Source organism: Aeromicrobium sp. MLTX1 (genome assembly GCF_046452335.1).
GTDB lineage: Bacteria > Actinomycetota > Actinomycetes > Propionibacteriales > Nocardioidaceae > Aeromicrobium.
Map to the genome: position 1 here is coordinate 1,043,153 of NZ_JBKFDN010000001.1, position 12,308 is coordinate 1,055,460.

At 72.2% G+C, this 12,308-nt stretch carries 13 protein-coding genes, 1 tRNA gene and 1 other RNA gene; 6 read left to right on the forward strand and 9 right to left on the reverse strand.

The window, feature by feature from the left end:
- Positions 1–36: 36 nt before the first annotated feature.
- The 4 genes from ACK99Q_RS04845 to ACK99Q_RS04860 form a co-directional block, all read right to left on the reverse strand.
- Complete coding sequence (locus tag ACK99Q_RS04845) at positions 37–249, reverse strand: DUF6458 family protein (protein ID WP_078699515.1); 213 nt, start codon at positions 247–249, stop codon at positions 37–39.
- A 170-nt stretch (positions 250–419) separates the two neighbouring features.
- Positions 420–507, reverse strand: a tRNA-Ser gene (locus ACK99Q_RS04850).
- A 51-nt stretch (positions 508–558) separates the two neighbouring features.
- Complete coding sequence (locus ACK99Q_RS04855) at positions 559–3,117, reverse strand: DUF4153 domain-containing protein (RefSeq protein WP_410185093.1); 2,559 nt, start codon at positions 3,115–3,117, stop codon at positions 559–561.
- Positions 3,114–3,803, reverse strand: coding sequence for a response regulator transcription factor (locus ACK99Q_RS04860; RefSeq protein ID WP_410185094.1), 690 nt, complete (start codon positions 3,801–3,803; stop codon positions 3,114–3,116). The genes ACK99Q_RS04855 and ACK99Q_RS04860 overlap by 4 nt, the downstream gene beginning before the upstream one ends.
- A gap of 127 nt (positions 3,804–3,930) precedes the next feature.
- Between ACK99Q_RS04860 and ffs the strand changes: the two genes are divergently transcribed.
- An RNA gene (gene ffs, locus ACK99Q_RS04865) (signal recognition particle sRNA small type) lies at positions 3,931–4,021 on the forward strand.
- A gap of 6 nt (positions 4,022–4,027) precedes the next feature.
- Here ffs and ACK99Q_RS04870 read toward each other — a convergent pair.
- Both ACK99Q_RS04870 and ACK99Q_RS04875 read right to left on the reverse strand, forming a co-directional pair.
- Complete coding sequence (locus ACK99Q_RS04870) at positions 4,028–4,792, reverse strand: M14 family zinc carboxypeptidase (RefSeq protein WP_410185095.1); 765 nt, start codon at positions 4,790–4,792, stop codon at positions 4,028–4,030.
- 4 nt (positions 4,793–4,796) lie between these two features.
- Positions 4,797–6,539, reverse strand: coding sequence for a helicase HerA-like domain-containing protein (locus ACK99Q_RS04875; protein ID WP_410185096.1), 1,743 nt, complete (start codon positions 6,537–6,539; stop codon positions 4,797–4,799).
- A 113-nt stretch (positions 6,540–6,652) separates the two neighbouring features.
- Here ACK99Q_RS04875 and ACK99Q_RS04880 point away from each other — a divergent pair, with 113 nt between their 5' ends.
- On the forward strand, positions 6,653–6,955 hold the full coding sequence (locus ACK99Q_RS04880; protein ID WP_179427590.1) for a type II toxin-antitoxin system VapB family antitoxin: 303 nt from the start codon (positions 6,653–6,655) through the stop codon (positions 6,953–6,955).
- Entirely contained in the window at positions 6,952–7,464 is a 513-nt protein-coding gene (locus tag ACK99Q_RS04885; RefSeq protein ID WP_179427592.1) for a LytR C-terminal domain-containing protein, read from the forward strand. The genes ACK99Q_RS04880 and ACK99Q_RS04885 overlap by 4 nt, the downstream gene beginning before the upstream one ends.
- Here ACK99Q_RS04885 and ACK99Q_RS04890 read toward each other — a convergent pair whose 3' ends face one another.
- The 3 genes from ACK99Q_RS04890 to ACK99Q_RS04900 are packed head-to-tail and all read right to left on the reverse strand — an operon-like array spanning position 7,465 to position 10,113.
- A complete protein-coding gene (locus ACK99Q_RS04890) occupies positions 7,465–8,967 on the reverse strand; it encodes a potassium/proton antiporter (RefSeq protein WP_410185097.1) in 1,503 nt (500 codons plus the stop codon).
- A 33-nt stretch (positions 8,968–9,000) separates the two neighbouring features.
- Positions 9,001–9,447, reverse strand: a complete 447-nt coding sequence (aroQ, locus tag ACK99Q_RS04895; protein WP_410185098.1) for a type II 3-dehydroquinate dehydratase — start codon at positions 9,445–9,447, stop codon at positions 9,001–9,003.
- Between the two features lie 9 nt (positions 9,448–9,456).
- Entirely contained in the window at positions 9,457–10,113 is a 657-nt protein-coding gene (locus ACK99Q_RS04900; RefSeq protein WP_410185099.1) for a TetR/AcrR family transcriptional regulator, read from the reverse strand.
- 87 nt (positions 10,114–10,200) lie between these two features.
- Between ACK99Q_RS04900 and ACK99Q_RS04905 the strand changes: the two genes are divergently transcribed.
- Genes ACK99Q_RS04905 through ACK99Q_RS04915 form a run of 3 tightly spaced genes read left to right on the forward strand, consistent with a single transcriptional unit; the run spans position 10,201 to position 12,252 of the window.
- A complete protein-coding gene (locus ACK99Q_RS04905; RefSeq protein WP_410185100.1) occupies positions 10,201–10,845 on the forward strand; it encodes a DUF4386 domain-containing protein in 645 nt (214 codons plus the stop codon).
- Between the two features lie 9 nt (positions 10,846–10,854).
- Entirely contained in the window at positions 10,855–11,379 is a 525-nt protein-coding gene (locus tag ACK99Q_RS04910) for a flavodoxin domain-containing protein (protein ID WP_410185101.1), read from the forward strand.
- Between the two features lie 3 nt (positions 11,380–11,382).
- The gene (locus ACK99Q_RS04915) at positions 11,383–12,252 is read left to right on the forward strand and encodes an LLM class F420-dependent oxidoreductase (RefSeq protein ID WP_410185102.1); all 870 of its coding nucleotides are present in this window, start codon (positions 11,383–11,385) and stop codon (positions 12,250–12,252) included.
- Positions 12,253–12,308 lie beyond the last annotated feature (56 nt).

Sequence of the window (12,308 nt, forward strand, 5' to 3'; positions counted from 1 at the left end):
TTCCGCCAGCTGAACCGGACGTGCGAGGTGGGTGACTCAGCGCGCCGGCGGCAGGTCGTCGCGACGGGTGTCGCGCACGGCGTGGTCGCGGCGGCTGTTGACGATCAGGCTGAGCACGATGCCCAGGGCACCGGCCGCCATGCAGATGTAGCCGACCATGGTCAGGTCGACGCCGTTGATGGCATCGGTCACCGCGAACGCGAGGATCGCGCCGATGGCGATCAGGGCGATGGATCCACCGAAGTACATGTCAGGTCCCTTCCCTCGATGACGGCCGGAGCGGGTGCACCGACCGTTTCGGTCTGCAAAGACGGTGGCACGGATCGAGGGTGTCCGCATTCTGAGCAGGCAGGCGGGCGCCGGGAACCAGCGAAGCCGGCCCCCGGGATCTCGGTGAGATTCCCTGAGCCGGCTTCCGGTGGCGGAGGATAGGGGATTCGAACCCCTGAGAGCTTTCACTCAACCCGCTTTCCAAGCGAGCGCACTAGGCCACTATGCGAATCCTCCGCCGAGGAGTCTACGTGGACCCGGTCGCGCGGGGCGAATCGGGCCCGTCCCTCAGTCGTCGGTCTGTCCCGGGCAGGCCGATGCGTAGTCCGGGACGGTGTCCGTCTCGACCCCGAGGGCCTCGGCGCGGCTGCGGCCGAGGTTCCACTCGAGCCACGACGCGTCGTCGCGACGGTCGGTGGTCAGGGCGCACTCGCTCTCGCTCCCGAGGCGGGACTCGAGCGTGGGGACCGCGTCGTCCGACAGCTGTGACAGGAACCACCAGTCGACCTGTCCGGTGCTCTCATAGCGGTCGAGGTTGTGGTCGGCGATCCACGCGTCGGGGTTGATCGCCGCGATCCCCAGCAGCAGCACCGCGCCGCTGATCAGGCCGAACCGCGGCAGCCAGGTGGCGCGCAGCCGCCAGCCGGCCGCGATCGTGGCGAGCACCAGCAGGCCCAGCCAGCCCTCGAAGACGTCGACCAGCAGTCGCAGCTGCGTGAAGCCGTAGGCCTCCTGGTAGAGCGCCATCCGGTTGAGCGCCGACGCCACCACCAGCAGCGTCATGACGCACAGCAGGCCCAGTGCGACGCGCAGCCACGTCCGGTCCGCGGCCGTCTCGTGCGACGCCTTGCGCGACGCGGCCCAGACCACGAACAGCGTCAGCGCCGTGGCGACCGTCAGCTGGCCGAAGCCCTGGTGCACGTACTCCGCGTAGGTCAGGCCGGTCGTGCGCTCGAAGTAGTCGCGGCCGCCGAAGATCGCCGCGGCCTGGGACACGAGGAAGGCGACGAACACCGCGTCCACCACCAGCACGGGCACGAGCCACTCGAAGCGCTTCGCGACCGGCGAGGTCTCCCAGCGGACCGTGTCCACCTCCGGCGGGTTGAGCGCGAGGTAGGTGCCGGCCAGGGCGATGCCGCCGACGGCGATCGCGACGAACACCTGGACCGCGAAGTCGGCCGAGCCGAAGTCGGGCACGAGGCCGCTGAACCACTCGGCGAACAGCGCGTCGGCCGACATGAACAGGAAGGCGAAGATCGTCAGGCCGAGGACCGACCAAAGCACGGTCCGCACCACGGCGATGCCGTGACCGGTGCCGGTGAGCATCCGCATTGTGCGGCCGAGCCACGGGATGCCGCGCAGTCCGGCGAGCGGCCACGAGATCGCCGAGATCACGAAGCCCGGCACGTTCCGCGCGTCCGTGAGCGCCATGGTGGCGATCGCGCCCCCGGCCATGAGGCACAGGATCACGATCCACTCGGCATCGCGCAGCAGCGCGGTCGAGGCCAGGAGAGTGCACAGGACGGCGCACGCGATCGTGAACGGGCGACGGCGTCGCGGGCTGGCAGCGAACAGCAGCAGGCCGGCCGCCATCAGGACGAGGAAGGTGCCGAGGCCGAGGTCGTGGAACGGCAGGGCGATGCCGGCGAGCACGCCGACCCCGACGGCCCACGCGAGCAGGCGCGGTCGTCCGGGCTCGCCACGGTCGGGCCACAGGCCCCCGAAGAGCGAGTCCGTCATGGACGGGAGGGGCGGCGGGGTGGACGGCGACGGCGGCGTCGGTGTGGAGGTGTCGGTCACGGGGATCTCCTTCGGTGCGGCCACGGGGGCGCGGTCAGGCGTCGGGGGTGCGGCGAGCGGCAGGACGGCGTGGACGCGCGCGCCGGAGTGGCCGGGCTCGGGGTCGACGAAGCGGATCGTCCCGCCGTGCAGGTCGGTGACCCACCGGGCGATGGCGAGGCCCAGGCCGGTGCCGCCGCCGCCCTCGGTCTCGGCGAGGGTGCCGAACCGCTCGAACGCGCGGGCGCGGGAGTCCGGCGCGACGCCGGGGCCCTCGTCGGCCACCTCGAGCAGCCAGCCGGCGTCGACGAGCCGCGCCCGGATCGACACCGTGCCGCCCGCCGGCGAGTGCCGGGTGGCGTTGTCGACGAGGTTCGCCACGAGCTGGCGCAGCCGGGCCGCGTCGGCGTCGACGGTGAGGTCGGCGGGCTCGACGTCCACCGTGACCTCGACGTCGCGGTCGCCGTACTGGAACTCGTCGGCCGCGGACGCGAGCAGCTCGCCCACGACGACCGGCTCCACGTGCAGCGGTACCGCCCCGGCGTCCACGCGGGACAGGTCGAGCAGGTCGGCCACGAGGTCCGAGAGCCGCTCGGCCTGCGCCAGCGCGCTGCGCAGGGTGGCCGGGTCGGGCTCGCTCACGCCGTCGGCGAGGTTCTCCAGCAGCGCGCACATGGCCGTGAGGGGCGTGCGCAGCTCGTGGCTGACGTTCGCGATGAGGTCACGGCGCTGCCGGTCGACCTGCTCGAGGTCGGCGGCCATCCGGTTGAAGGCGCGGGCCAGCTCGCCGATCTCGTCGCGCGAGGTGTCGGTGATGCGGGTGCTGTGGTCGCCGCGCGCCATTCGCGCGGCGGCCGCGGTCATCTGGCGCAGGGGCGAGGTCATGCCGGACGCCAGCAGCTGGGTCACCGCGAGGGCCAGCGCGATCGTCACGGGGATGCTCAGCCAGATCGGCACGCCACCGGCGGCGCCCACGGTGGCCACGATCGAGGCCACCAGGACACTCGCCGCGACGAGCAGGCCCAGCTTGACCTTGACCGATCCGATGGGGTCCAGCGGCCGCGTCATGAGGTGACCTCGAGCGCGTAGCCGACGCCATGCACCGTGCGGATCCGGTCGGCGCCGATCTTGGCGCGCAGGCCCTTCACGTGACTGTCGACGGTGCGGGTCCCGGAGGCCTCGGCCCAGCCCCACACCTCGGCCAGCAGCCGCTCGCGCGAGAGCACGTCGCCGGGCGCGGCGGCCAGGCAGACCAGCAGGTCGAACTCCGTGGGCGTCAGGTGGATCTCCTCGTCCGCCACCCACACCCGCCGGGCGCCGACGTCGAGGCGCAGGTCGCCCCACTCGCGCACCGAGCCCTGCGCGGACGCGGCCAGCTCGGCCGCCCGGTCGACCCGCCGCAGCAGCGCGGACACCCGCGCCACCAGCTCGCGCATGCGGAACGGCTTGGTCAGGTAGTCGTCGGCCCCGACTGCGAGGCCCACGAGCACGTCGGCCTCGTCGTCACGCGCCGTGAGCATGAGGACCGGCACCGGCCGCACGGCCTGGATGCGGCGGCACACCTCGTGCCCGTCGAAGCCCGGCAGCATCACGTCCAGCACCACGAGATCGGGGTCGTGCTGCTCGAACGCCGCCACCGCGCCGGGCCCGTCCCACGCCCGCACGACCTCGTGGCCGTGGGCGGTCAGCCGGTCGGTCACGGCGGTCCCGATGGTGGGCTCGTCCTCGACGAGCAGGATGCGACGTCCTGTCATGAGTCCCAACCTAGGAGCCCGGGTCGCCGGATCGTGGGGACGAATCGTGAAGATCCTGTGCAGATCGCCCCGGCGAGTTCGGGCTCCCGCCTCGGGCGCTCACGTCCGGACTCGTATAGTGGTGACCAGCCCCTCGCGTGGCGGCACATCACCCAACTCCCCCAGGGCAGGAATGCAGCAAGGGTCAGTGGTCCCTGCCGGGTACGCGAGGGGTCCTTGCGTTCCTAGGGGTGCACGCGCGCCGCGCGCATGATCGCGCGGCTGGCCCCCTTCACGTAGCCCGAGGACGGCTTCGCCCCGTACTCCACCGTGATCGCCGTGCCGTGCTTCGCGAGGTAGCGGTTGTACCAGCCGGTGAGCGTGGGCGAGGTGCCCTTGCCCTGCGCGACGCCGAAGTGCTTGCGCTTGAGCTTGAGCTCCTTCGCCAGCCGCTTCTCGAAGGCCGCATCCTTGCCCGACCTGCCGACGCCGTGCAGCGGCTGGTGCAGGGAGACGATGTAGTCCGGCCGCTGGCTCTTGAGGAACTTCATCATCGTGCGTGTCTCGCGCTCGCTGGCCTTCTTCGGACCGCCGTAGGTGCGCGAGCCCTTCGTGCCGCGGATCCAGCCGCTCGTCGGCCAGTTGCGGTTGAGGTCCACGCCGCGCGCGTTCGTGCGCGTCTTGCGGGCGGCGCCGTCGGGGTTCATCGTCGGGATGATCCACAGCCCCGTGCCGGCCTTCGGCCTGACGCGCTTGACGGCGTGCTGGGCGGTCTTGCGGCCGGCCGGCTCGTCACCGTGCATCTGCCCGAGGATGAGCAGGACCCGCTTCGGCTTCTTCGCGCCGCGGTAGAAGGCCACGATGCTGCGGCCCTGGTGGCTCGTGCCGATGACGACCTTGCGCGTCGTGTAGTCCGAATCCGCCGCCTGCGCCGGCACGCTGACCAGCGCCGGGGCGACGAGCCCCATCGACAGGACGACTCCCGCTGCTGCCTTCACTGCCCCCGACATGTGATCACCGCTTCTTCTTGAAGATCGCCTTGATGATTTCGCGGGCGGCGGTGCGACTCGCCTCCCCGATCGCCCGGTCCATGGGCGACATCCGGTTCGAGCCGCGGCTGCGGCTCTTCGCGCGCGTGCCGGTGGGGCGCTCGCGGGCCAGGTCCTTCTCGAGTCTCTCGGCCTCCTCGGCCGCGCGCTTGCGCTCGGCCTCGGCGGTGGCGGCCTCCGTGGCGGCGCGGGTGCGCTCGGCCATCGCCTCGGCCGCGCCCCCGGTGGACGCGACCGCCGCGTACTTGGCGGCGAGAGGGGAGGCGGCCACGGCGGTGGTCATCGCGGCGGCGTCGGTCGGCTCCATCGACCCCTGCGGGGCGCGGACGCGCGTCCATGCGACGGGCGACGGCGCGCCCTTCTCGTTCATGACGGTCACGATCGCCTCGCCCGTGGCCAGCTGGGTCAGGACCTCCTCGAGGTCGTAGCCCGAGTGCGGGTAGGTCGAGACCGTCGCCTTGAGCGCCTTCGCGTCCTGCGGCGTGTGGGCGCGCAGCTGGTGCTGGACGCGCGAGCCGAGCTGGGCCAGCACGTCGTCGGGCACGTCCTTCGGCGTCTGGGTGACGAAGAAGATGCCGACGCCCTTCGACCGGATGAGCCGCACGGTCTGCACGACGATCTCGAGGAAGTCCTTCGACGCGCCCTTGAACAGCAGGTGGGCCTCGTCGAAGAAGAAGACCAGCTTCGGGCGGTCGGTGTCGCCGACCTCGGGCAGTGTCGAGAACAGCTCGCGCAGCAGGTACATGAGGAAGGTCGAGAACAGCTGCGGCTGGTCCTGCACGCCCGGGACCTCGAGCAGCGAGACGATGCCGCGGCCGTCGGCGTCGGTGCGCAGCACGTCGGCGACCTCGAACGCGGGCTCACCGAAGAACACGTCGGCGCCGGAGTCGGCGAACGTGACGAGCTCGCGCAGGATCACGCCCACGGTCGCACTGGAGAGGCCGCCGATCGCCTTGAGCTCGGGCTTGCCCTCGGCGCTGTCGAGGAACGCCACGACGGCCCGCAGGTCCTCCAGCGTCACGAGGCGCAGCCCGGCCTTGCGCGCGTAGTGGAAGACCAGCGACAGCGAGGACTCCTGCGTGGTGTTGAGGTCGAGGACCTTCGACAGCAGGATCGGGCCGAACGACTCCACGGTGGCGCGGATCGGGACGCCCGTGCCCTTCGCGCCGAGGGCGTAGAACTCGGTGGGGAACGCGGTGGCCTGCCAGTCCTGTCCGATGCTCGCGGTGCGGGCGAGCAGCTTCTCGTTCGAGGCGCCGGGGGTCGCGATGCCCGAGAGGTCGCCCTTGATGTCGGCCGCGAAGACCGGGACGCCGCCGGCCGAGACCTGCTCGGCCAGCACCTGGAGGGTCTTCGTCTTGCCGGTGCCCGTGGCGCCCGCGACGAGTCCGTGGCGGTTGAGCATGCCGAAGGGGATGCGCACCGGGACGTCGGCGCGCGGCTCGCCGTTCTCGACCAGCGCGCCGATCTCCAGCGCCGGGCCCTCGAACGCGTAGCCGGCGCGGATCTGCGCTGCCTGCTCGCTGTCCGTGGCCGGAGCCTCGGGCGCGGGAGCCTCGACATGCTCGGCGGCCCTGGCCTGCGCCTGCTCGGCCGCGGCGGCCAGCTCGTCCGCGCGGCGCTGGGCCTCCTCGGCGGCGGCCTTCGCCTCGGCGGCGGCCCGGGCGGCCGCGGCGACCTCGTCGGCGGAGGGATCGGTCTCGGTCATGTGCTCAGGCTAGTTCCCCACGGCCGTCGCGCCAGGGCTCCGCGCGGTGCGGGAGGCACACCACGGATCCCGTGGTGACCGGGCGGCTGTGAGGCGCCCCTTAGACTGACCGGGTGATCTTTCGCCGCGTGGGGGACGGGCGGCCGTACCCCGACCATGGACTGACCCAGAGTGACTGGGCTGCCATCGCGCCGACCCAGGTGCGCCTGGACGATCTCACCACCACCAAGACCACCCTCGACCTCGAGACGCTGCTGGACACCGACTCGACGTACTTCGGCGACCTGTTCGCCCACGTCGTCGGCTGGAAGGGCGAGCTGTTCCTCGAGGACGGTCTGCACCGGGCCCTGCGTGCGGCCCTGCAGCAGCGCACCATGGTCCACGCGCGCGTCTTCACGATCGGGAAGCAGTCATGAGCAAGGCCGTGGAGCGTCTGGTCGTCCTGGGCACCGCGGGCGTGTTCGTCGCGGGCACCGCGCTGGGGCTCAACCTGGCGTTCTCCAAGCCCGACCCGGTCGCCGCCGAGCCGACGTGCGAGATCAAGAAGATCGCGAAGGGCGAGGTGCTCAGCAGCAACCTCGTCATGGTGCACGTCTACAACGCCAGCCAGCGCGCCGGCGTCGCCAACCGCGTCAAGATCAACCTCGAGCGCCGCGGCTTCCTCGGCGGCGTCGCCCAGAACAACCCCGGCCAGCTCAAGCCCAAGAACGTCATGGTGCTGAGCCAGGACCCGGCCGACCCCCGCGCGCGCCTCGTCGCCCGCCAGTTCAAGGGCAAGGTCGAGCGCGTCCAGGCCGACTTCGAGACCGAGGACGGCATCTCGGTGCTGATCGGGCCCGACTACCAGGGCCTCAAGAAGGCGGGCACGAAGCTCAAGGCCTCGCAGGACGTCACCGTGTGCGTCCCCACGATCACCCTGCCGTAGTCACGCGTCGCGGCGTCGCGGGTCGACGTCCCAGCCGGCCAGACGGCCGTGGCGCGCCACCGAGCGCAGCCGTCGCTCCACGTCCTCGCGCAGGTCGCGCGTGGTCACGATGAGCAGCTCGTCGCCCACGCGGATGCGCGTGGTGCGGTGGGGCACGAGCGTCGAGTCGCCGCGGACCACCATCGTCACCGAGGCGCCCTCGGGCAGCCGGAGCTCGCCCACCTCCACGCCCGCGAGGCGTGAGGTGGACGGCACGTGGATCTGCAGCAGGTCGGCCGAGATCCGCTCGAGGGGCGCCGCGTCGATCTCGACGTCGCGACCGCGGTCGCTCTCGACCCCGCACCAGCGCGCGAGGCGGTGCAGCGGCGCGGCCTGCACGATCGTGTAGACCACGACCGCCACGAAGGTGATGTTGAACAGGTCGATGGACTGGGTGACGCCGTTCGCGAGCGGGATCGTCGCCAGCACGATCGGCACCGCGCCGCGCAGGCCGGCCCAGCCGATGAACAGCTGCTCGCGCCAGCCGACGCGGAACCACGCGGCGCACGCCGCGACGGACGCCGGCCGCGCCACGAAGGTCAGCAGCGCGCCGATCCCGATGCCGGCGCCGATGTGCCACGCCTGGATGTCGCTCGGGTGCACGAGCAGGCCCAGCATCACGAACAGGCCGATCTGGGCGAGCCAGCCGATCCCCTCGACGAACGAGCGGGTGGCCGAGCGGTGCGGCAGCTCGGTGTTGCCCAGCACGACGGCGGCCACGTAGACCGCCGCGAAGCCACTCGCGTGGATCAGCGCGGCCGAGGCGTACGCGAGCACCGTGACCGCGAAGACGACGAGCGGGTACAGGCCCGCCGCGGGCAGCGCCGCGCGGCGCAGCAGCCGGGCTCCGCCCCAGCCGACCAGCAGGCCCAGCAGCGCGCCGATCACGAGCTCGAAGACGATCAGGGCGAGGAACCCGCCGACGCCGTGGTCGTTGATCTCGCCCACGCTGATCGCCGTGACGAGGACGACGATGGGCGCGTCGTTGAGGCCGGACTCGGTCTCCAGCACGCCCGACACCCGCGACTTCAGCGGGACCGAGCGCAGCACCGAGAAGACCGCGGCGGCGTCGGTGGGCGAGAGGACGGCCGCGATCAGGACGGCCAGCTGCCAGTCGAGGCCGAACAGGTAGTGGGCGCCGGCGGCGACGATCCCCACCGAGATCGACGTGCCCACCGTCGCCAGCAGCACGCCGAGTCCCAGTGCGGGCCGCATCGTCGACCAGTTCGTCGTCAGGCCGCCCTCGGCGAGGATGAGGATCAGCGCCGAGAGGCCCAGGACGAGTGCGATGTTCGCGTCGGCGAACTGGACGCCGGCGCCGTCGTAGCCGATGAGGATGCCCAGCCCGAGGTACATGAGCAGGGACGGCAGCCCGATGCCCACGGACAGGCGCACGGCCAGGACGGCCAGGATGAGGACTCCGGACCCGGTCAGGAGGATGACGTCGAGGTCATGGGAGGTCACACCATCCCCTTCCCTCGCGCCGGTGGGGTGATCCTATCGGCCCTCGACGTGGTCGATCAGCCGATCCGTGGCGGCGCGGTAGCCGGGCACGCCCTCGCCGATCACGTGCACGACGGCCACGTCGGCGACGTACGAGTGGTGGCGGAACGACTCGCGCGCCATGACGTCGGAGATGTGCACCTCGGCCACCGGCAGCGCCACGCCGGAGAGCGCGTCGCGCAGTACGACCGAGGTGTGGGTGAGGCCGCCCGGGTTGATGACGATGCCCGCGCAGTCGTGGCGGGCCTCGTGGATCGCGTCGATGAGGACGCCTTCGTGGTTGCTCTGCACGGCGCGTACCTCGTAGCCGCGGGCGGTGGCGGCCTCGGCGACGAGCGCCTCGACGTCGGCCAGCGTCTCGGAGCCGTAGATGTCGGGCTCGCGCGCGCCGAGGAGGTTGAGGTTGGGCCCGTTGACGAGCAGCAGCCGGCGGGTGGTCACGCGGCCAACCTACCGTCGCGAGCGCCAGCCCGAGGCGTGCAGGCGCTCCACCCCGTCGAGCAGCAGGTCGAGCGCGAAGTCGAACTCGAGGTCGGCGTCGCACCGGCCGCCGTCGCGCGTGGTCTCGCGCACGACGGCCACGATGTGCGGGAACGTGCGCGCGAAGGCGTCGAGCGCCTCGGGGGAGGGGGTGTCGCCGCCGGGCTCGTCGAAGGCCTCGGGGCTGAAGCCCCAGATGCGGTGGCCGAGGGCGTGCATGACGTGATGCGCGAGGTCCACGGAGAGGCCGCCGTCGATCAGCTCGCCGGTCACCGCGTCCTGGTGGGCGAGCACGGCGGGCGTGCGCGACGTGCGGCTCTCGATCGCCTGGCGCAGCCAGGGATGGCGGACCAGCTCGGCGCGGGCGGCGAGGATGCGGGCGCGCACGCGGTCGGGCCACGATCCGCCCGGAGCCGGCTGCTCGTAGCCCGCCACGATCGCCTCCACCATGCCGTCGAGGAGGTCCTCCTTGTGCGCGACGTGCTTGTAGAGCGCCATCGGGACGACGTCGAGGCGGGCGGCCACCTGGCGCATGCTCACGGCGGCCAGGCCCTGCTCGTCGGCGAGCGCGATCGCGGCGGCGAGCGTGCGCTCGCGGCTCACGGCGGGTCGCTCGGCTGCGGCCACGTCGCTCCTCCTGCTTGACGGGTGTACGCCGTAAGCCTAGTGTCAGGCCTGAGGTGTACGCCGTACACCAGTGAAGGAGCACTGACCATGACCGCGCGCCGGACGGCCTTCTGGGCCGGCGTCCTCTACCTGCTGACGTTCGTGACGTCGATCCCCGCCGTCGCGCTCAAGGGCGGCCTGCTCGACGATCCCGGGTCGGCGTCCGCGATCGGGCCGGCGCGGGCCGGGGCCGCGCTCGAGCTCGTCCTGGCCGTCGCCTGCGTCGGCACCGCGGTCGTCCTGTACCCCGTGGTGCGGGCCCACGGCGAGCGCGCGGCGCTGGGGTTCGTCGCGGCGCGCGTGCTCGAGGCCTCGATGATCCTCGTCGGCGTCCTGGTCGTGCTGGCGTTCGCCGAGGGCGTGGTGGGCGATGCGGTGGCGCCGGCGTTCGTCGGGATCCACGACGCCGCCTTCCTCGTCGGACCCGACACGGTGCCGGCGCTCAACGCGCTGCTGCTCGCGCCCCTGCTGCTCCGCGGCGGGCTCGTCCCGCGTGCCATCCCGCTGGTCGGACTGGTCGGCGCACCCCTGCTGCTGGTCTCGGCGCTGGGTGCCGTCGCGGGCTGGATCGACCAGGTCTCGGTGCTGGCGGGCCTGCTCGCGCTGCCCATCGCGGCCTGGGAGCTGTCGCTCGGCCTGTGGCTGCTGGTGAGGGGCTTCGCGAGCGCCCGGGTGACCCCCGCCGCGGCCTAGCCTCGGAGCGTGCCCCTCGTCGTCCACGCCTCCAAGTACGGGTCCGCCGAGCGATACGCGAGCTGGATCGGCGAGGCGCTCGGCGCAGCCATCGCGGCCGACGACGAGGTCACCGCGCAGCAGCTCGCCGCGAGCGACGTGGTCGTGCTGTGCGGCGCGATCTACGGCCCGACCCTGCGGGGCAGCGGACTGCTGAGGAAGGCGATGGAGCTCGGCACGGCGACCCGGTTCGTCCTGGTCACCGTGGGGCTCAGCGACCCCGAGCTCACGACGAAGCGCGACGAGCTCGTGGCCTCGAAGCTGCCCGCCGCGCTGCGCGAGCGGCTCGAGGTCTTCCACGTGCGCGGCGCGATGGACCGGTCGCGACTCAGCCTGGTGGAGAAGTCGATGATGTCGACGGTGCGCCGGGGACTGGCCGCGAAGCGTCAGCGCACGGTCGAGGAGCAGGCGATGCTGGAGGCGCTCACGCCGGACTCGATCGACCTCACCGATCGTGCTGCGGTCGCACCGGTCGTGCAGGCGTGCCTAGGCTGAGGCATGCGCTTCAGCGTCCACGTCTACAACTTCACGATCCCCGGCGAGCCGCAGACGCTCGCCCCGACCCTCGCCGAGACGGCGCGCCGGGCCGAGCAGGCCGGTGCCGATGCCGTCACCCTGATGGACCACTACTTCCAGATGGAGACCGTCGGCCGCTCCGAGGACCCCATGCTGGAGGGCTACACGGCCCTGGGCTACCTCGCCGCCGTCACCGAGCGGGTCAAGCTGGGCCTGCTGGTCACCGGCGTCACCTACCGCCATCCCGGCCTGCTGGCGAAGATCGCCACGACCCTCGACGTGCTGTCGGGCGGTCGCGCGATCCTGGGCCTCGGCGCCGCGTGGTACGAGCGCGAGCACCTCGGTCTCGGCGTGCCCTACCCGTCGATGAAGGAGCGGTTCGAGCGGCTCGAGGAGACGCTGCAGATCGTCCACCAGATGTGGAGTGACGACGACGGCGCGTACGAGGGCAAGCACTACCAGCTGGCCGAGACGATCTGCCATCCCGCGCCGATCCAGCAGCCGCACCCGCCGATCCTGCTCGGCGGCATGGGCGAGAAGAAGACGCTGCGGTTCGTGGCCGAGTACGGCGACGCCTGCAATCTGTTCCCGGCCGGCGTCGACGTCATCCGGCACAAGCTCGAGGTCCTCGACCAGCACTGTGCCGACGTCGGCCGCGATCCCGCCGACATCCTGCGCACCCTGCAGTCGCCCGGTGACGCCGTGAAGGACCCCGAGAGGTTCCTCGAGGACGTCGCCGCCTACGCCGAGCTGGGGATCCAGTCGGTGTCCGTCTCGCCGCACGGTCCCGACCCGGTGGCCTGGGTCAGCGAGTTCGCGGAGAGGACCGCGCCGCGTCTCGCCGAGATCTGAGGTCGGCGTAGCACCCTGCGAGGTGTGACGGGCTCCACCGCGGGTACCTCTCCGGC

What these genes read in the sequence shown, in the direction of transcription:
- ACK99Q_RS04855 (WP_410185093.1), bottom strand. Translation starts at nt 3,117, where the DNA reads ATGACGCGGCCGCTGGACCCCATCGGATCGGTCAAGGTCAAGCTGGGC.
- ACK99Q_RS04860 (WP_410185094.1), bottom strand. Translation starts at nt 3,803, where the DNA reads ATGACAGGACGTCGCATCCTGCTCGTCGAGGACGAGCCCACCATCGGG.
- ACK99Q_RS04870 (WP_410185095.1), bottom strand. Translation starts at nt 4,792, where the DNA reads ATGTCGGGGGCAGTGAAGGCAGCAGCGGGAGTCGTCCTGTCGATGGGG.
- ACK99Q_RS04875 (WP_410185096.1), bottom strand. Translation starts at nt 6,539, where the DNA reads ATGACCGAGACCGATCCCTCCGCCGACGAGGTCGCCGCGGCCGCCCGG.
- ACK99Q_RS04905 (WP_410185100.1), top strand. Translation starts at nt 10,201, where the DNA reads ATGACCGCGCGCCGGACGGCCTTCTGGGCCGGCGTCCTCTACCTGCTG.
- ACK99Q_RS04885 (WP_179427592.1), top strand. Translation starts at nt 6,952, where the DNA reads ATGAGCAAGGCCGTGGAGCGTCTGGTCGTCCTGGGCACCGCGGGCGTG.
- ACK99Q_RS04915 (WP_410185102.1), top strand. Translation starts at nt 11,383, where the DNA reads ATGCGCTTCAGCGTCCACGTCTACAACTTCACGATCCCCGGCGAGCCG.
- ACK99Q_RS04845 (WP_078699515.1), bottom strand. Translation starts at nt 249, where the DNA reads ATGTACTTCGGTGGATCCATCGCCCTGATCGCCATCGGCGCGATCCTC.